This window comes from Agromyces kandeliae, assembly GCF_009674665.1.
GTDB classification, from domain to species: Bacteria; Actinomycetota; Actinomycetes; order Actinomycetales; family Microbacteriaceae; genus Agromyces; species Agromyces kandeliae.
The window spans coordinates 1-17,623 of the sequence record NZ_WKJD01000015.1 but is presented as its reverse complement, the minus strand read 5'-3'; the positions used below and the strand labels follow the sequence as shown (position 1 = coordinate 17,623).

General features: G+C 71.7%; 15 protein-coding genes and 2 pseudogenes. 6 read left to right on the top strand and 11 right to left on the bottom strand.

What is annotated here, in order from left to right; genetic code table 11:
• Position 1 precedes the first annotated feature (1 nt).
• From GJR97_RS09935 to GJR97_RS09925, 3 genes are all read right to left on the bottom strand, one after another.
• On the bottom strand, positions 2 to 1,240 hold the full coding sequence (locus GJR97_RS09935) for an arginine deiminase (protein WP_154346344.1): 1,239 nt from the start codon (positions 1,238 to 1,240) through the stop codon (positions 2 to 4).
• Positions 1,241 to 1,275: 35 nt separating this feature from the next.
• Entirely contained in the window at positions 1,276 to 2,736 is a 1,461-nt protein-coding gene (locus tag GJR97_RS09930; RefSeq protein ID WP_154346343.1) for a basic amino acid/polyamine antiporter, read from the bottom strand.
• A gap of 228 nt (positions 2,737 to 2,964) precedes the next feature.
• Positions 2,965 to 6,597, bottom strand: coding sequence for a bifunctional proline dehydrogenase/L-glutamate gamma-semialdehyde dehydrogenase (locus tag GJR97_RS09925; RefSeq protein WP_324613370.1), 3,633 nt, complete (start codon positions 6,595 to 6,597; stop codon positions 2,965 to 2,967).
• Between the two features lie 203 nt (positions 6,598 to 6,800).
• On the opposite strand from GJR97_RS09925, the gene GJR97_RS09920 reads away from it, so the two are divergent.
• Complete coding sequence (locus GJR97_RS09920; RefSeq protein ID WP_154346342.1) at positions 6,801 to 7,793, top strand: LysR family transcriptional regulator; 993 nt, start codon at positions 6,801 to 6,803, stop codon at positions 7,791 to 7,793.
• 117 nt (positions 7,794 to 7,910) lie between these two features.
• A complete protein-coding gene (locus tag GJR97_RS09915) occupies positions 7,911 to 8,303 on the top strand; it encodes an META domain-containing protein (protein WP_195760662.1) in 393 nt (130 codons plus the stop codon).
• Positions 8,304 to 8,366: 63 nt separating this feature from the next.
• Here the strand turns inward: GJR97_RS09915 and GJR97_RS09910 are convergent, their stop codons facing one another.
• The 3 genes and pseudogenes from GJR97_RS09910 to GJR97_RS18895 all read right to left on the bottom strand — a co-directional run.
• Positions 8,367 to 8,822, bottom strand: a complete 456-nt coding sequence (locus GJR97_RS09910; protein WP_154346340.1) for a VOC family protein — start codon at positions 8,820 to 8,822, stop codon at positions 8,367 to 8,369.
• 55 nt (positions 8,823 to 8,877) lie between these two features.
• A complete protein-coding gene (locus tag GJR97_RS18250) occupies positions 8,878 to 9,369 on the bottom strand; it encodes a helix-turn-helix transcriptional regulator (RefSeq protein ID WP_229276211.1) in 492 nt (163 codons plus the stop codon).
• Positions 9,370 to 9,742: 373 nt separating this feature from the next.
• Positions 9,743 to 9,868, bottom strand: a pseudogene (locus tag GJR97_RS18895) (HTH domain-containing protein); the annotation flags it as partial.
• Between the two features lie 109 nt (positions 9,869 to 9,977).
• On the opposite strand from GJR97_RS18895, the gene GJR97_RS09900 reads away from it, so the two are divergent.
• On the top strand, positions 9,978 to 11,711 hold the full coding sequence (locus tag GJR97_RS09900) for a phytoene desaturase family protein (RefSeq protein ID WP_154346339.1): 1,734 nt from the start codon (positions 9,978 to 9,980) through the stop codon (positions 11,709 to 11,711).
• On the opposite strand, the gene GJR97_RS09895 is transcribed toward GJR97_RS09900, so the two are convergent.
• Positions 11,712 to 12,083, bottom strand: a complete 372-nt coding sequence (locus tag GJR97_RS09895; protein WP_154346338.1) for a hypothetical protein — start codon at positions 12,081 to 12,083, stop codon at positions 11,712 to 11,714. It abuts the gene before it with no gap.
• Between the two features lie 70 nt (positions 12,084 to 12,153).
• On the opposite strand from GJR97_RS09895, the gene GJR97_RS09890 reads away from it, so the two are divergent.
• Both GJR97_RS09890 and GJR97_RS09885 read left to right on the top strand, forming a co-directional pair.
• The gene (locus tag GJR97_RS09890) at positions 12,154 to 12,684 is read left to right on the top strand and encodes an SRPBCC domain-containing protein (protein WP_195760661.1); all 531 of its coding nucleotides are present in this window, start codon (positions 12,154 to 12,156) and stop codon (positions 12,682 to 12,684) included.
• A gap of 57 nt (positions 12,685 to 12,741) precedes the next feature.
• The gene (locus tag GJR97_RS09885) at positions 12,742 to 13,857 is read left to right on the top strand and encodes an AI-2E family transporter (RefSeq protein ID WP_324613369.1); all 1,116 of its coding nucleotides are present in this window, start codon (positions 12,742 to 12,744) and stop codon (positions 13,855 to 13,857) included.
• A gap of 34 nt (positions 13,858 to 13,891) precedes the next feature.
• Here the strand turns inward: GJR97_RS09885 and GJR97_RS09880 are convergent, their stop codons facing one another.
• From GJR97_RS09880 to GJR97_RS09870, 3 genes are all read right to left on the bottom strand, one after another.
• On the bottom strand, positions 13,892 to 14,467 hold the full coding sequence (locus GJR97_RS09880) for an acyl-CoA thioesterase (RefSeq protein WP_154346336.1): 576 nt from the start codon (positions 14,465 to 14,467) through the stop codon (positions 13,892 to 13,894).
• A gap of 78 nt (positions 14,468 to 14,545) precedes the next feature.
• The gene (locus GJR97_RS09875; protein ID WP_154346335.1) at positions 14,546 to 15,112 is read right to left on the bottom strand and encodes an acyl-CoA thioesterase; all 567 of its coding nucleotides are present in this window, start codon (positions 15,110 to 15,112) and stop codon (positions 14,546 to 14,548) included.
• Between the two features lie 110 nt (positions 15,113 to 15,222).
• Positions 15,223 to 16,392, bottom strand: coding sequence for a bifunctional 2-methylcitrate synthase/citrate synthase (locus GJR97_RS09870; RefSeq protein ID WP_154346334.1), 1,170 nt, complete (start codon positions 16,390 to 16,392; stop codon positions 15,223 to 15,225).
• Between the two features lie 199 nt (positions 16,393 to 16,591).
• Between GJR97_RS09870 and GJR97_RS09865 the strand changes: the two genes are divergently transcribed.
• Entirely contained in the window at positions 16,592 to 17,209 is a 618-nt protein-coding gene (locus GJR97_RS09865; RefSeq protein WP_154346333.1) for a hypothetical protein, read from the top strand.
• 65 nt (positions 17,210 to 17,274) lie between these two features.
• On the opposite strand, the pseudogene GJR97_RS09860 reads toward GJR97_RS09865, so the two are convergent.
• Positions 17,275 to 17,623: pseudogene (locus tag GJR97_RS09860) on the bottom strand (MmgE/PrpD family protein); the annotation flags it as partial.

Below are 17,623 nucleotides of genomic sequence, written 5' to 3'. Positions count from 1 at the left end.
GTCAGTACTCGACGGCGTCGCGTGAGATCGGACAGGTCATGCAGTGCCCGCCGCCGCGCCCGCGCCCGAGCTCCGCCCCGACGATCTCGATGACCTCGACGCCCGCGTTGCGGAGCAGCTCGTTCGTGTACGTGTTCCGGTCGTACGTGAAGACGACGCCGGGCTCGACCGCGACGGCGTTGTTGCCGCTGTCCCACTGCTGCCGCTCGCCGGCGTACCATCCGCCGCCGGGCTCGACCGCCCGCAGCTTCGCGAGGCCGAGCGACTCGGCGACCACGTCGATGAACGACGCGCGCTCCTCGGCGACCTCGATGCCCCCGCCGTCGGCGGGCCGCAGCGAGAACGTGTGGATGCCGTCGACGATGTCGGGGTAGTACGTCACGAGGTCGCGGTCGGCGAACGTGAAGACGGTGTCGAGGTGCATGGCGGCGCGCAGCTTCGGCATGCCCGCGACGACGACCCGGTTCGCGGCGCCCTGTTCGAACAGCCGGGAGGCGACGGCCGTGATCGCCTGCCGGGAGGTGCGCTCGCTCATGCCGATGAGCACGACGCCGTTGCCGACCGGCATGACGTCGCCGCCCTCGAGCGTGGCCTGGCCCCAGTCCTGCTCGGGGTCGCCCCACCACACGGTGCTGCTGGTGTAGTCGGGGTGGAAGTCGTAGATGGCCTTCATCAGCATGGTCTCCGCGTGGCGCGCCGGCCAGAACAGCGGGTTCAGCGTCAGGCCGCCGTAGATCCAGCACGTCGTGTCGCGCGTGTAGATCGTGTTGGGAAGCGGCGGCATGAGGTACTCGGTCATGCCCGCCGATTCGCGCACCAGCGCGACCTCCGGGGACCGGAACTCCGCCGGCAGGTCGCGCGTCGACAGCCCGCCGATGAGGTACTCGGTGAGCGCCGAATGGTCGAGCGAGTCGAGGAAGGCGCGCGTGTCGGCGACGAGGCCGCCGCCGACCTCGTTCGCGACGATCTTGCGATCGAGCAGCCAGTCGCGTGCGCCCGGCACCGCCAGGGTCTCGGCGAGCAGGTCGTGGAGCTCGACCACCTCGACGCCGCGGTCCCGCAGGTGCTGCACGAAGTCGGCGTGGTCGCGCTGGGCGTTCTGGACCCAGAGCACGTCGTCGAACAGGAGCGCGTCGCTGTTGCTCGGCGTCAGCCGTTCATGGCTCAGCCCGGGCCTGCAGACGAGGACCCTGTTCAGGCGGCCGACCTCGGAATGGACGCCGTACGACTGGTGCGACATGGTGTGCTCCCTTCTGCGCCGCAGCGCGAGGACGGTCAGAGCTGGACGACACCGGTTGCGAGCAGGACGACGCCGATCACGGCGAACGCCACGATGGCGATGAAGACCACGAGGCCGGCGGGCGTGAACACCCTGGCCTGCTGCTGGCGGCGGGCGACGACGTAGAGCGCGGTCGCGGGGGCGAGCAGGATGCATGCCAGGAACAGGAACACGTACCCGGCGGCCCAGATCAGGAACAGCGTGTACGCGGTCGAGATCGCGGCGATCACGAGTTCGCGCGTCCGACGCGCCGGCGCGGCATCCGCGTACCCGTCCCGCCGCACGGCGATCTTCACGGCGTATGCGCTCGCGAGCGCGTAGGGCGCGAGCGACAGCGCCGCCGTGAGGTCGAGCGTGAAGTCGAGCGCGTCGCTCACGAACTGCACGGCGAAGAGGATGACGGTGACGAGGATCGACGTCCACAGCACGGCGTGCTCGGGCACGTCCCGCGAGTTCAGCCGCGCGAAGTAGCCGGGCAGGTCCCGGTCCGTCGCGGCCGCGAACACCACGTCGGCGGCGAGCAGCTGCCACGCCAGGTAGGCGCCGAGCACCGAGATGATGAGCCCGACCCGGATGAACGCGCCGCCCCACGGGCCGACGGCCGCCTCGAGGACGCCGCCGGCGGACGGCTGCTGCAGCGCCGCGATCTCGGCCTGCGGCAGGATCCCGTACGACAGGATCGAGACGGACGCGAAGAGGGCGAGCACCGAGAGGAAGCCGAGCACGGTCGCCCGCCCGACGTCGGAGCGCTTCTTCGCGTAGCGCGAGTAGACGCTCGCGCCCTCGATGCCGAGGAACACGAAGACCGTGATGAGCATGGTGCCCTGCACCTGCGTGAACAACGCCTCGTCCCCAGCGGGCCCGGCGTCGCCGGAGAGGTTGCCGACGAAGACGTCCCAGTCGAAGAAGAAGACGACGAGGACGAGGAAGAGCGCGAGCGGCACGAGCTTCGCGATCGTGACGATGAAGTTCACGGCGGCCGCCTCGCGGACGCCCCGCCGGATCAGCAGGTACACGCCCCACACCGCGGCAACCGAGATGAAGAACGACGGCCACGTGTCGCCCTCGCCGAGCACCGGGCGCAGCTCGGGGAAGAGCTGCGAGAGCGTCGTCATGATGAGGACCCAGTAGAAGGCGTTCCCCGCGCAGGCCGACGCCCAGTAGCCCACCGCGGAGAGGAAGCCGGGGTAGACGCCGAAGCCGGCCCGCGCGTAGACGTAGACCCCGTTGTCGAGCTTCGGCTTCCGCATCGCGAGCGTCTGGAACACGAGCGCCAGCGTGAGCATGCCGAGCCCGGCGATCGTCCACGCGATCAGCGCGCCGTACACGCCGGTCTGGCTCGCGAAGCGCGCCGGCAGCTGGAACACGCCCGCGCCGACCATCGAGCCGACCACCATCGCGGTCAGTGCCGGGAGGCTCAGCTTCGACGGCGCCCGCGTCCCGGCCGTCGATGCCATCGGAGCCCCTCCCCGGTTCGATCCGCCCCCGCGCGGAGGGTTCAGGACGCGGCGTCGCAACCTGCTCCGTGTCTAGCGCAGCGTCCGGGGGCGCACAAGGGCGAGGGCGGATGCCACGGGCCCGGGCGGGCTCGGAGCGGTCGGCGTGCCCGCGGGCCGGCCGGCCGACCACGGCGAAGGGGCGGCCGCGCCTGCGACCGCCCCCTCGTGGCATCCGTCTCGGTGTGCCTAGATGACGCCGTCGGAGATCGTCGTCGGGTTGCCGAACCGGTGGTTCGTGATCGAGATCGCCTGCTCGTGCAGGAACGGCAGCAGCTCGACGCGGCCCGACGGAGTCACCGGGTGCGACCAGACCGCGAGGTCGGGCGTGCCGCCCGTCGCCTCGGCGAGCGCCGTGGCCGACCCGCCGACGAGGCGGACGCGGCCCGTGACCTCGCCCTTCCCCGCGCGCGCGATCCAGCCGGCGTCGCCCTCGCGGACCACGCGGGTGTCGCGTGCCGCGAGGAGGGCGCGGACGCCCTTGGGCAGCTCGTGCGCGGTGGAGACGGACAGCGGCGCCTTGGCGAGGAGGCCGGCCGCGATGACGCGGAGGCCGTCGGCGAGCGTCGCGTCCTCGCCCACGCGGATCGTGACCGGCAGCGGCAGGTAGCGGAAGAGGTTCCGCTCCACGCCGAGGCCCGAGACGTCCTTCACCGTGGCGTACTCGTCGGCCCAGGCGACCGCGTCGGAGAGCGCCGACCGGCGGAGCATCTCGAACGCGTCGTAGTCGAGCGAGGACTGCGACGCCTCGATGAGCTCGGTCACACGGCGCTCGAGGCCGCGCAGGTGGAGCGAGCGGCTCGGCTCGGAGTGGTCCGGCTGCCAGTCGCCGAGGCCGAACAGGTAGTTCGGGCCGCCGGCCTTCGCACCCGCCCCCACCGAGGAGCGCTTCCAGCCGCCGAACGGCTGCCGCTGCACGATCGCGCCCGTGATGCCGCGGTTGACGTACAGGTTGCCGGCCTCGACGTTCGCGAGCCAGGTGGCGAGCTCGTCGGCGTCGAGCGAGTGCAGGCCGGCCGTGAGGCCGAAGTCGACGGCGTTCTGGAAGCGGATGGCCTCGTCGAGGTCCTTGGCGTGCATGATGCCGAGCACGGGGCCGAAGAACTCGGTGAGGTGGAAGTACGAGCCCGGCTTCACGTTCGCGCGGATGCCGGGCGACCAGAGGCGGCCCGTGCCGTCGAGCTGGCGCGGCTCGACGAGCCAGTCCTCGTCGGCGCCGAGCGTCGTGAGCGCGTGCAGCAGCTTGCCGCCGGCGGGCTCGACGATGGGGCCCATCTGGCTGGACGGGTGCTCGGGCCAGCCGACCCGGAGGCTCGTCGCGGCGTCCACCAGCTGGCGGCGGAACCGCTCCGACTTCGCGACCGAGCCGACCAGGATCACGAGCGACGCGGCCGAGCACTTCTGGCCCGCGTGGCCGAACGCGCTCTTCACGACATCGGATGCCGCGAGGTCGAGGTCGGCCGACGGCGTCACGATGATCGCGTTCTTGCCGCTCGTCTCGGCGAGCAGGGGCAGGTCCGTGCGGAACGAGCGGAACAGCTCCGCCGTCTCGTACGCACCCGTGAGGATGACCCGGTCGACCTTCTCGTCGGAGACGAGCTTCGTGCCGAGGTCGCGCGAGCCGAGGTCCACGAGGGCCAGGAGGTCCTTCGGGATGCCGGCCTCCCAGAGCGCCTCGACCATGATCGCGCCCGAGCGCTGCGAGAGCTTCGCGGGCTTGATGATCACGCCCGAGCCGGCGGCGAGCGCGGCGAGCACGCCGCCCGCGGGGATCGCGACCGGGAAGTTCCACGGCGGGGTGACGACGGTGAGCTTCGACGGCACGAACCGCGCGCCCTGCACGTGGTCGAGTTCGCGCGCCCGCTCGGCGTAGTAGTGCGCGAAGTCGATGGCCTCGCTGATCTCCGGGTCCGACTCGGCGATGGTCTTGCCGGTCTCGGACGCCATCACCTCGATGAGCCGGTCGCGGTTCGCGGCGAGCGCGAGGCCCGCGCGGTGGAGCAGCGCGGCGCGCTCGTCGGCCGGCTGGGCCGCCCACGCCGCGGCACGCTCGGTGACCGCGGTCATGAGCTGCTCGAGCTCATCGGCCGTCTCGATGCGGTTCGCCTTCAGGGTGTCGATGCCGAGCGTCGACGTCGGGACTCGCTCCAGGATGCGGCGGCCCCAGTCGCGGTTCGCGGCGAGCGCCGGGTCGGTGTCGGGCTCGTTGCGGAACCCGGGCGTGACGCCGGGGCCGGTGAGCTCGGCTGCGGCGGCGGCCGCGGCATCCGTCAGCTCGCCGTCGAGCGAGGAGCCGCGGGTGATGCCGAGGACGACGCTCGTGAGCGAGCCCTCGTGCTCCTCGCCCGGAGCGGGCGCGCCGACGACGGTGCCGGCGAGGTCGGCCACGTCCTTCTCGTCCCACTCGGTCCGGCGGTTCTGCGTGCGGTTCGGCGACGGCGCAGCGCCCTCCGGGTCCTCGCCCTCGAGCGCGGCGAGCGAGCGCAGGTACCGGTCGCGCTCGCGCTCGAACAGGGCGCGGTTCTCGTTCAGCTCGAAGACGGCCGACATGAAGTTGTCCTGGCTCGCGTTCTCCTCGAGGCGGCGGATCAGGTACGCGATCGCGACGTCGAACTCGCTCGGGTTCACGACGGGCGTGTAGAGCAGCAGGCGGCCGACGTCGCCGCGCACGGCCTCGGCCTGGCCGGTCGCCATGCCGAGCAGCATCTCGAACTCGACGCCGTCGGCGACGCCGCGGTCCTTCGCGGTGAGGAATGCGTGCGCGACGTCGAAGAGGTTGTGGCCGGCGATGCCGAGCTTCACGGCGTCGATCCGGTCGGGCGTCATCGACCAGTGCAGCACGCGCTTGTAGTTGGTGTCGGAGTCCTGCTTGGTCGAGTACGTCGCGAGCGGCCAGTCGTGCACGCGGGCGTCGACGGTCTCCATCGCGAGGTTCGCGCCCTTGACGACGCGCACCTTGATCGGCGCGCCTCCGGCGGTCCGTCGCGCCTGCGCCCACTCGGTGAGCCCCTGCATCGCGCCGAGCGCGTCGGGCAGGTAGGTCTGCAGCACGATGCCGGCTTCCAGGCCCTGCAGCTGCGGCTGGTCGAGGAGGCGCGTGAAGACCGCGATCGTGAGGTCGAGGTCGCGGTACTCCTCCATGTCGAGGTTGATGAACTTGGCCTTGCCCTGCGCGGTGCCGCGGGCGGCCAGCTCGTAGAGCGGCGTGAGCTTCGCGACGACCTTCTCGACGGCCTCGTCGAACGACCACATCGACAGCTGGCTGACGACGCTCGAGACCTTGATCGAGACGTAGTCGACGTCGTCGCGCGCGAGGAAGTCGTAGGTGCCCTTCAACCGCCGGTCGGCCTCGTGCTCGCCGAGCACGGCCTCGCCGAGCAGGTTGAGGTTCAGGCGGTTGCCCGACTCGCGGAGCTTCGCGATCGCGGGGCCGAGCTTGGCGGGCGTCGCGTCGAGCACGAGGTGGCCGACCATCGCGCGCAGGACGCGTCGCGCGATCGGGATGACGAGCCAGGGGAAGGTCGGCGCCATCGCGCCGCCGAGCCGGATCGCGGCCTTGAGGTAGCCGGGCAGGAACTTCGGCGTGAGCTTCGCGACCTCGGCGAGGTTGCGGGCGGCGACGCCCAGGTCTTCGGGGCGCATGACGCCGTCGACGAAGCCGACGGTGAACGCGAGACCGTGCTCGTCCTTCAGCACGCCGGCGAGGCGCTGCGCTGCGGGGTCGACGGGGTGGTTCGCGCTCTCGGCGAGCCAGCGCTCGACGAGAGCGATGACGTGATCGGTGTCGGGAACGACGTCCACGAGGAGCTTCGAAGTGGTCACGACTGCGGTGTCCTTAGGTCTCGGAGGGCGTACGGGGATGATGCACGCCCGGCACCTCCAGTGTGCGCCTCGGATTCCGTTCGGTACAGCGAATGAATCCGATGCATACTGTTCATGTTTCCCGAATGGTCGGGGTCGCGACCTGCGCCGCGCCGACCGCGGGCCCGATACCGATGCGGATGCCGCGCGAGGAGGTCGCACGCATGCTCGACGTCCGACGCCTGCGCCTCCTGGTCGAGCTCAGCCAGCGCGGCACGCTCACCGCGGTCGCCGAGGCGCTCTCGTACAGCCCCTCGTCGGTCTCGCAGCAGCTCAGCCAGCTCGAGAAGGAGGCGGGCGTGCCGCTGCTCGTCCAGGTCGGCCGGCGCGTGCAGTTGACGCCCCAGGCCGAATTGCTCGTCGGCCACGCGCAGGCCGTGCTCGAGCGGCTCGAGGAGGCCGAGGCGGACGTCGCGCGCTCTCTCACCACGGTGAGCGGCACCGTGCGCATCGCCGTCTTCCAGTCCGCCGCACACGCCGTCGTCCCGCAGGCGCTCACCCTCCTCGCCGCCGAGCACCCCTCGCTTCGCGTCGAGGTCACCGAGCGCGAACCCGAACTCGCCCTCTTCGACGTCGCGGCGCGCGACTTCGACCTCGTCGTCGCCGAGCAGTACCCCGGCTACACGCGCCCCCTGCACCCCGAGCTCGACCGGGTCCCGCTCGCGCGCGATGCGATCCGCCTCGCGCTCCCGCCGCATCCGGCCGCACGCCGGCGGGGGCTGCGGCGTCCCGATCCCGTCGCGGCGGCACTCCCCAAGGACGGCCCCACCGAGCTGCTGCGGCTCGTCGCCGGCGACGGCCTCCGAGCCGCCGCGGACATGCCGTGGGTCATGGAACCGCGCGGAACGGCCTCGCGCGAGTGGGCCGAGCAACTCTGCCGCCGCGCGGGGTTCGAACCCGACGTGCGCTTCGAGACCGCCGACCTGATGGCGCACATCCGCCTCATCCGCTCGGGCAACGCCGTCGGCCTGCTCCCCGACCTCGTGTGGGCCGGCGAGGCTCCGAGCGTGCAGCTCGCGTCCCTGCCCGACGACCCGACCCGCGAGGTGTTCTCGTCGACCCGGAGTGCCGCCTCGAGGCGCCCGGCCGTGGTGGCCGCCCGCGACGCCCTCGCCCGCGCAGCGGCCCGGAGCGAGCCGCCCGCGACGCACGACTGATCCTGCGCTCCCATGCCGCTGCCCGCAGGGTCCTGCCGGGGATTCCCACGCGAGCCGGACGGCGGCACTTCGAGACCGCGGCGTGACGCGGCGGGTGCGCCCCGCTACGCTGCGAACATGACCAGCAGGCACAGGCTCGTCATCGGTATGGGGGTACTGGCGGCCGCGCTCGCGTTCACGGGGTGCAGCGGGGCCGAGGGCGAGGACACCGGGGGCACCGTGGATCCCGTCGGCACGTGGGGCGACGCGACCGGAGAGGGCTCGCCGTACCTCGAGCTCGACGAGGGCGGCGACCTCTCGGGCAGCGACGGCTGCAACCAGCTGACCGGGACGTGGTCGGTGAACGAGGCCGATCAGGTGGAGTTCGAGAACGTCGCGAGTACGCAGATGGCGTGCGAGGGGGTCGACGACTGGCTCTCGGGCATGAGCGTCGCAGACGTCGCGAACGACACCATGACGGTGCTCGGCTCCGATGGCTCGCCGATCGGCACCCTCGAGCGAAGCGGCTGACCGAGCCGACGACCGGTGCGGTCCGCAGGCGGCCCGCACCGACCTTCGCGCGCCCGCGCCAGGTCAGCCCGCGGCCTCGCGCCCGCCGGACTCGTCGCCTGCGCCGTCGCCGTGCATCCACGGGGTGTAGCTGACACCCACGAGCAACCCCTCGGGGCTCATCAGGCGCGAGGTCGTCTGCCCCCACGGCTCCTCGTGCGCATCGACGAGGATCTCGAGGCCCCTCGCACGCAGCTCCTCGACCGCGGGGCCGACCGCCTCGGGCGACGCGACGTCGAACTCGACCCACGCCTGCGGCACCGGCCGATCGGCCGGCCACTCCGTCGTGCCGAACGTGGCCTCCGCCGCCTGGTCGAGCGGCCAGATCGCGAACGCCTTCGCACCCTCGACCTCCTCGGTGTGGAAGTAGCGCGGCGCGTTCTCGTGGAACGGGATGCCGAGCGCACCCGCCCAGAAGTCGTGCGACGCGCCGTCGACGGTGCCGATCGGCCCGAACCCGGCGATGAAGGCGATGTCCATGCGCTCATTCGACCGCGGACCCCCGACATCGGGGTCCGCACCCTCGTGCGTCGCCTCAGCCCGCCGCCGACGCGGCCGCCGCCGCGAACCGCGCGGCCTGCGCGCCCAGGAACGCCAGCAGCTCCGGCGGCCCGTCGACGCGGCATCCGACCCCCTCGGGCACCCAGAGCAGCGCCGCCGCGACGCCCGCGACCGACTCCCCCTCGACCGGCCACACCGTGCCCTCGCCGTGGGGAGCGGCGACCGCGTCGCGCGCCCACCAGCCGAGCCGTTCGCGGAACTCCTCGACCGGCATCGCCACGTGCACCGCGGCGCGCACCGCATGGTCGCGCCACCGCACCGCGCGCTGCACGCGCTCGAGCGCGTCGTCGTCGGTGAGCGGATGCGGCGCGAAGCGGACCCGCGTCTGGAACACGTCGTCGATCCGGTCGAGCCGGAACGTGCGCCAGTCGTCGCGGTCGCGATCCCACGCGAGGAGGTACCAGCGCCGCCCGAGGGGCACGAGCCGGTGCGGCTCGAGACCGGGTCGTGGCGGCCCCCGCGGCATCCGTGTACGTCATCCTGACCCGCTCGGCGTCGCGGCAGCAGAGCGCGAGCAGGCCGAGCAGGTCGCTGTCGACGGATGCCGCGGCCTGCGGCCCCGCGCCCGGCCCACCGGCGGGCGCCGCGACCGCCTGCAGCGCCTCGATCCGTTGACGCAGCGCGGGCGGCATCACCTGCTCGATCTTCGCCAGCGCACTGAAGGTGGTGTGCTCGGCACCGCGCAGGCCCGCCGCCGCCTGCGAGCGCAGGCCGACCGCGATCGCGACGCCCTCGTCATCGGTGAGCAGCAGCGGCGGCAGCCCGGTGCCCGCCGCGAGGCGGTAGCCCCCCGCGACCCCTCTCGTCGACTCGATCGCGTAGCCGAGCTCCCGCAGCCGCTCGACATCGCGACGAAGCGTGCGCTCGCTGACGCCGAGTCGGTCGACGAGCTCGCGAGCGGTCCAGTGCCGATGGCTCTGCAGCAGTGAGAGGAGGTCGAGCGTGCGGGACGTCGTCGCGGCCATGCGTCGATTGTCACCCCGATTGCGGCCGGAACCCGGCCGGATCTCCCCGATGGAGGCGAAGCCGTCGGACGACGTCGGGACGGGGCATCCGCTCGTCTACGCTCATGGGATGCCCACCGATGCGCACCCTGCCGCGCCCCGTCCCGCAGTCGACCACGACGTCCTCATCGTCGGCGGCGGCCACAACGGCCTGACCGCCGCCGCATACCTCGCACGCACCGGCAAGCGCGTGCTGCTCCTCGAGCGCGACGACCACCTCGGCGGCGCCGCGGTCTCGGCCGAGGCCTTCGAGGGCGTCGACGCACGGCTCAGCCGCTACTCCTACCTCGTGAGCCTGCTCCCGCAGCGGATCGTCGACGACCTCGGCCTCGACGTCCGGCTCGTGCGCCGTCGGTTCTCGTCGTACACGCCCGACCCGCGCGACCCGTCGCGCGGCCTGCTCGTCGACGGCGAGGCGGATGCCGCGTCCGCGCGCGACGCGTTCGCCCGGGTCGGCGCGGAGGGCGACGCCGAAGCGTGGCAGGCGTTCTACGCCGAGACCGCCCGCGTCGCCGAGCGCCTCTTCCCCACGCTCACCGAGCCGCTCCCGACCCGCGCCGAGGCGCGCAGCCTCATCGCGGACGAGCACGCCTGGGATGCCTTCGTCGAGCGACCGCTCGGGGAGACGATCGATGCGCGCTTCGCCGACGACCTCGTGCGCGGCGTCGTCGCGACCGACGGCCTCATCGGAACGTTCACCGACCTCGACGACCCGTCGCTCGACGCGAACCGCTGCTTCCTGTACCACGTGATCGGCGGCGGCACGGGCGACTGGGACGTGCCCGTCGGCGGCATGGGCGCCGTGTCCGGCGAACTCGCCCGGGTCGCCCGCGAGGCGGGCGCCGTGCTCCGCACCGACGCCGAGGTCGTCGCGATCGACGGCGACTCGGGCGAGGTCCGCTGGCGCGAGGGCGGCGTCGACCGCACGGCGCGTGCCCACGTCGTGCTCGCCGGCGTCGCGCCGGTCGTCCTCGACCGCCTGGTCGCAGCGGCCGCCGGAACCGCGAGCGGTGCGACCGAACCGAGCGCCGGCGCCGCGGCATCCGTCGCACCCCGCGACGAGCCCGCGGCGGGCGCACACTCGGACGAGGTCCCGCTGGACGCGGGCGCACGGCACCGGCTGGCCCGCGCCGGCATGCCCGAGGGCGCACAGGTCAAGGTCAACCTGCTGCTCACGCGGCTCCCGCGCCTCGCCGACGCGTCGGTCGCGCCCGAGCAGGCGTTCGCCGGCACGTTCCACATCAACGAGCTCGAGACCCAGCTCGACGCCGCCTACCGCCGCGCCGCGGCCGGCGACCTGCCCGACCCGCTGCCGTGCGAGATCTACTGCCACACCCTGAGCGACCGCACGATCCTCGGAACCGGGCTCGCCGAGTCGGAGGCGCAGACCCTCACCGTGTTCGGGCTGCACGTGCCCGACCGACTGGTCGACGCGCACGGCAACGACGAGCTGCGCGAGCGACTCCGCGACGCGGTGCTCGCCTCGCTCGACTCCGTGCTGGCCGAGCCCATCGCCGACGTCATCGCCATGGATGCCGCCGGCCGCCCCTGCATCGAGGTGAAGACGACCCGCGACCTCGAGCACGCGCTGAACATGCCCGGCGGCAACATCTTCCACGGCACGCTGTCCTGGCCGTGGCTGGAGCCCGGCGCCGAGGCCGCGACGCCCGCCGACCGCTGGGGCGTCGCGACCGCGCACCCGCGCGTGCTCATGTGCGGCTCGGGCGCGGTGCGCGGCGGCGCGGTGAGCGGCATCGGCGGTCACAACGCCGCGATGGCGGTGCTCGAGGAGGAACTCCCCTGATCAGAAGACGAACAGCTGCCCGAGGATCATGATCGCGACCACGAACAGCGCGACGACGGCGCCGACGATGATGAGCGCGCGCGCCGACATCTTCGCGACGCCGTAGCCGACGAGGATCGGCAGCGCGACGAGCAGGAGCGTGACGACCCACCAGAACGCCTGGTAGCCGCCCTGCGTCGCCTCCGAGAGCCGTCCGCCGAACAGCTGCTGCGTCCCCGGGTTCGTCGCGAACGCGAACGCCGCACTGAGCGGCACGGCGATCAGCGCGAGCACGATGATGCCGCTGAACCACCCCCACATGCCGCTGTGCCGTCCGGCGATGTGGAGCGACTGCTCGTCGTGCGTCCGCTGCGAGGTTCCCCGACTGCTCATGCGCGCCACTCTAGCCCTCCCGGGGCGGCCGGATTAGCCTGAAGTCAGGACGACACGCATGGGGGCGACGATGACCATCACTCGAGCGACCGGCCACTACGTTCACAAGGGCGACGGCCTCTACCTCCAGTTCGATCGGCTGTTCCATTCGCCGATCGAGGACGTCTGGTACTCGCTGACGAATCCGACGGCGATGCTGGCGTGGATCGGCACCTACACGGGCAACCCGTCGACGGGCGCCGTCCGGTTCAGGATGTCGAGCGAGGACGCCGAGTGGCAGAACACCTCGATCCTCGAGTGCGACGCGCCCCACGGCTTCCACGCCGACATCGGCGAGGGAGAGGACGCCGTCCGCGTGTTCTGCCACCTCCGGGAGGCCGGCGGGATGACGACGCTGACGCTCGGCCAGCGGCTGCGGACGCCCGCCGACGCGACCTCCATCGGCCCCGGCTGGGACTACTTCCTCGATCGGCTGGCCGCCGCGCGCTCAGGTTCGGAGATGCCCGAGTGGAGCGCGTACGACCCCGGCCTGGTCGACACCTACCGGGCCCTGCACGTCCCGACCTCCGCCCAGGCGCCCGACGCCGCGCGCGGTCGCTGACGCGCCCGCGGCTCGGCGCACCCCACGGCGGCGCCCCGCACCCCTAGACTGACGCGCGTGAAGCCCATCGGACGGCGTGCGCGCGACCTCGAGACGGCCCGGACCCGGGAGGCCACACCCGCGCCCGGCGGGATGCTGAGCGACCGACCATTCGTGTGGGGACTGCTCGCCACGGCCGGCGTGCTCGTCACGCTGGCGCTGGCCGCCGCCCTGCTGAACCTCTCCAGCGTGGTCTTCTCGGTGTTCGCAGCGATCTTCATCACGCTCGGACTCGACCCGCTGGTGCGCTGGTTCCAGCGGCGCGGCATGAAGCGCGGCTGGGCCATCCTCACCGTCATCATCCTGTTCGTACTCGTCATCGGCGGCATGCTCGGGCTCGTGCTGCCGCTCGTCATCACGCAGGCCGCGGAGTTCATCAGGTCGATCCCCGACCTGTACGCCAACCTGCAGCAGCAGGACTGGTACCAGCAGCTCGCGTCCGACTCCGACGGCGTGCTCGCCAACCTCTACTCGACGGTCGTCGACATCCTGACCGACCCGGCGACGTGGGCCACGGTCGGCGGCGGCGCGCTCGACATCGGCTTCGCGATCATCGGCGGCATCTCGACGGCGTTCTTCATCTTCATCCTGACGATCTACTTCACCGCGACGCTCGACTCGTCGAAGGCGGCGATCTACACCCTGATCTCGGCCTCGCACCGGGCACGCATCGTCGGGATCTCCGAGCAGATCATGCAGAACGTCGGCCGGTACCTCAGCGGCATGGTCGTGCTCGCGTTCTTCAACGCGGTCTACAGCCTGATCCTGCTCACGATCGCGGGCGTCCCATTCGCCCTCGTCATCTCCGTGGCCGCGTTCTTCATCACGCTGATCCCGATGATCGGAACCGTGCTGACCACGGCCTTCATGACCGTGATCGCCCTCTTCACCTCGCCGACGGCCGCGATCATCGTGCTCATCGGCATGCTCATCTACATGCAGGTCGAGGCCTACATCCTCACGCCGCGCGTCATGAACCGCGCCGTGCAGGTTCCCGGGTCGATCGTCCTCATCGCCGCGCTCGCGGGCGGTACGCTCGCCGGGCTGCCGGGCGCGCTCGTCGCGATCCCGGTCGCCGCCGGCATCATCCTCATCATCAAGGAGGTCGTCGTGCCGTGGAAGGCACGGCACTAGCGGGCGCACCCGCGTGGGGCGATCCGCCCGGCCCTCACTCCCAGGTCGACGGCGCCTCGCTGCGCCTCGGCGGCAGTGCGACCTCCTCGCCCCATCGTTCGACCCACTCCGGCGGCCTGCGCTCGTCGGCCTCCGCGGGGTCGATGCCGAGGGCGTCGACGAGTTCGGCGAATCGCACCGCGCCGCCCGTCCTCCGCACCAGGAGCTTCCGGACGAAGGCCCTCGCGTAGATCTCCGGCCCCCCATCCCGGCTCGGGCGCACGAACCGCTGCTCGAAGACCATGACCTTCTCGTCGTGGCCGACGAGGCGCGTCTCGATCGTGAATCGCCGCCAGGCGCCGAGCGGCTTGCGGAACGCGATCGTCTCGCTCGCGACGACCGGCGACCATCCCCGCGACCGCATGAGGTCGAAGATCCCGGTCCGCACGAACTGATCCATGCGCGCGAGGTCCATGATCGACAGGAACACCCCGTTGTTCATGTGACGGTTGACGTCGAGGTCGGTCGGCAGCGTGACGAATCGTGCACGCGCCACGTCGTGCAGGCCGAGCCGACTCCCCCGGCGAGCGAAGAACAGCACGCGGAGCAGGGTGCGGAACAGCAGGTGCATGTTCCGCGATGCTACGACCGCGGCGGCGCTGCCGGCACGGCACTTGGTCCCCCGGTCCCGCGGGTGCGACGGCGCCGGTCAGGCCCAGACGGACGGCGCACCTGCGCGCGTCGGCGGCAGCGCGACATCCGCCCCCCAGCGCTCGATCCACTCGGGCAGCTCGTCGTCGGCCGGCGGAGTGCCGAACACCTCCATCAGCTCCGACACGGCGACCGTGCCGCCCTCCTTGCGGAGGAACCTGGCGCGGATGAACGCACGGGCGTAGATCTCGGGCTCCCCGTCCGCGCCGGGGCGGACCAGCCGATGCTCGACGTAGACCGCGCGCTCGTCGTACCCGATCAGGCGCGATTCGATCGTGAACCGCTGCCACAGCTGCAGCGACTTGCGGAACGTGATCGTCTCGCTCGCGACGACCGGGTACCAGCCCTTCTCGCGCATGAGGCCGAAGACGCCGTTGCGGACGAGCATGTCGAACCGCGCGACATCCATGATCGAGAAGTACACGCCGTTGTTCATGTGGCGGTTCACGTCGAGGTCGGTCGGCAGGGTGATGAACCGGGTCCGCGCGATGTCGTAGTGCCCGAGCGTCGGCTTGCGACGAGACAGGAACAGCATGTGGAGCAGGGTCCGGAACAGCATGTGCATAGTCCATGAGGATATGACCGATCCGTCGTGGACATCTCCACCTTGGTGGGCCTGCACAGCGCGACGACGGATGCCGCGGCGCGGCGTTGTGCAGAGGCGTGAACGCTCGGCTACTCGCCGGCCGCGTTGCCCTTCGGCGGCACGTGCCGCTCCTCCGGCCCCTCGTACACCGAGAGCGGCCGGATGAGCGCGTTCGACGCGAGCTGCTCCATGACGTGCGCGGTCCATCCGGTCACGCGGCTCGCGACGAACAGCGGGGTGAACGTCTCCGTGTCCCAGCCCATGAGGTGGTACGTCGGCCCTGCCGGGTAGTCGAGGTTCGGCTTGATGCCCTTGCGCTCGTCCATCCCCTCCTCGAGCGCCGTGTAGAGCTCGAGCAGGTCGGGGCGGTCGTAGTGCTCGACCATGCGCTCCAACGCGTCGCGCATCGTCGGCACGCGCGAGTCGCCGTGCTTGTACACGCGGTGGCCGAAGCCCATGATCTTGCGCTTGTCGGCGAGCGCGGCATCCAGCCACTGGGCGGCGCGCTGCGCGCCGCCCTCGCCGGGCCCGATCTCGTCGAACGCGTGCATGACCGCCTCGTTCGCGCCGCCGTGCAGCGGGCCCTTGAGCGCGCCGATCGCACCCGTGATGGCCGAGTAGAGGTCGGACAGCGTCGACGCGATGACGCGCGCGGTGAACGTCGACGCGTTGAACGAGTGCTCGGCGTACAGGATCATCGACGTGTCGAACGCGTTCACGACCTCGAGCTCGGGCGTCTCGCCGAAGGCCTGCCAGAGGAAGTTCGCGGAGTAGCCGAGGTCGTTGTTCGGTTCGACGAACTCGAGCTCATGGCGGCGGCGCTGGTCGTACGTGACGATCGACGGCAGCTTCGCGAACAGCCGGATCGACTTCTCGAGGTTCGCCGCGTGCGAGTCGTCGGGCGTCTTCGGGTCGCTCGCGCCGATCACGCTGACGGCCGTGCGGACGACGTCCATCGGGTGCGCCGTCAGCGGCAGCTCGTCGACGATGCGCTTGATCTCATGGTCGAGGCCCCGGTGGCTGCGCTCGAGGTCCTCGAACGCGGCGAGCTCCTCGTCGTTCGGCAGTTCGCCGTACCAGAGCAGGTACGCGACCTCCTCGAAGGTGACGGATGCCGCGAGCTCCTGCACCGGGTAGCCGCGGTAGAGCAGCGAGTTGCTGTCGGGGTTCACCTTCGAGATGGCGGTGACGTCGACGGGAACTCCGGCGAGGCCCTTGTAGATCTTCGGCGTCTCGGACTGCGGGGTCTGCTCGCTCATCGTGCTCCTCGTGGGGCTCCTCGGACGGGCGGGTCGCCTCGTCGCGACCGCTCCCCCAGCCTACGACCCGCCGCTCGTCCCAGTGTGGACAGTCTGTGTGGACGGTCTGCGCGGGTTCCGGGCGCACTGGACCCGCATCGTGTGTCCAGACCAGCCCGGGACGCTGGGGATCACCCGTCCTCGACAGGCGCGAGCCCACGTGGAGCACACCTTCGTCGAGCGCTGCCGCACGGTGCTGGCCGTGCTCGACGCGCGGGTGTTCGCCACAGGAACGACAGCGGCGATCCTCCATGGGCTTCCGGTACCGCCGACGTTCCGGGAGGCTCTGGAGTTCGGCATCCCGGCACCGCACCGAGCCGTGCGTCGCACGGGGGTGACTGCTCGGAGCCTCCGTATCGATGAGGTCGAGCTCACGGCGGTGTCCGGGATCCGAACCACGACGCTCCCTCGGACCTGGTGCGAGCTCGCCCGCACGCTCGACGTGCCCGAACTCGTCGCAGCCGGCGACGTCGCCCTGCGCCGGGTCGGCTTCGACGCACTCGCGCGCGCGAGCCTCCGGCATCCGGACCGCCGGATGTTCGAGGAGTTCGGCGAGGTACTGGAATACCAAGGAGACCACCACCGCACCGATCTCCGCCAGTGGCGGCGCGACCGGACACGCGAGTCCGACATCGAAGCGCTCGGCTACCACGTCACCGAGGTGACCCAAGCGGATCTCGACGAGCCCGAGGCCATGGTGCGACGTCTGCGGACGACCCTCCGACGCAGGGGTTGGACAGCGGATCCGATCCCTTCCCGCTGGTTCCCGGTGCGGTGAGGACGGTCCGTGCGGGTCCGGTCGCCGAGGTACCCGCAGGGACTGTCGTCACGCCCTCCCGGACGTCAGAAGAGGCCGGTGGGGATCTCCACGTGGTTCAGGGCGCCGGGGGCTGCCGTGATGGTGAGCCGGCCGAGCTCGTCGGGGCCGAGCTCGGGGAGCCGCTGCGCGACGTCGAGGAAGCGCTCGATCTCGGCGGGCTCGAGCACCCACTCGGCGAGCGTGCGGAACTTCTCGACGTACTGCTCGCGGCCGAACGGCCGGGCGCCCAGCGGGTGCGCGTCGGCCACGGCGATCTCGTCGACGATCTCGTTGCCGTCCGAGAGGCGGATCACCACGCGGCCGCCGAACGCCTTCTCGCCGATGTCGAGCGAGTGGTAGCGGCGCGTCCACTCCGGGTCCTCGACGGTCGAC

Coding starts and splice junctions, on each gene's coding strand:
- GJR97_RS09870 (WP_154346334.1), bottom strand. CDS start 16,392: ATGAGCGAGCAGACCCCGCAGTCCGAGACGCCGAAGATCTACAAGGGC.
- GJR97_RS09930 (WP_154346343.1), bottom strand. CDS start 2,736: ATGGCATCGACGGCCGGGACGCGGGCGCCGTCGAAGCTGAGCCTCCCG.
- GJR97_RS09915 (WP_195760662.1), top strand. CDS start 7,911: ATGACCAGCAGGCACAGGCTCGTCATCGGTATGGGGGTACTGGCGGCC.
- GJR97_RS09900 (WP_154346339.1), top strand. CDS start 9,978: ATGCCCACCGATGCGCACCCTGCCGCGCCCCGTCCCGCAGTCGACCAC.
- GJR97_RS18250 (WP_229276211.1), bottom strand. CDS start 9,369: ATGCCGCGGGGGCCGCCACGACCCGGTCTCGAGCCGCACCGGCTCGTG.
- GJR97_RS09895 (WP_154346338.1), bottom strand. CDS start 12,083: ATGAGCAGTCGGGGAACCTCGCAGCGGACGCACGACGAGCAGTCGCTC.
- GJR97_RS09875 (WP_154346335.1), bottom strand. CDS start 15,112: ATGCACATGCTGTTCCGGACCCTGCTCCACATGCTGTTCCTGTCTCGT.
- GJR97_RS09890 (WP_195760661.1), top strand. CDS start 12,154: ATGACCATCACTCGAGCGACCGGCCACTACGTTCACAAGGGCGACGGC.
- GJR97_RS09910 (WP_154346340.1), bottom strand. CDS start 8,822: ATGGACATCGCCTTCATCGCCGGGTTCGGGCCGATCGGCACCGTCGAC.
- GJR97_RS09935 (WP_154346344.1), bottom strand. CDS start 1,240: ATGTCGCACCAGTCGTACGGCGTCCATTCCGAGGTCGGCCGCCTGAAC.
- GJR97_RS09920 (WP_154346342.1), top strand. CDS start 6,801: ATGCTCGACGTCCGACGCCTGCGCCTCCTGGTCGAGCTCAGCCAGCGC.
- GJR97_RS09880 (WP_154346336.1), bottom strand. CDS start 14,467: ATGCACCTGCTGTTCCGCACCCTGCTCCGCGTGCTGTTCTTCGCTCGC.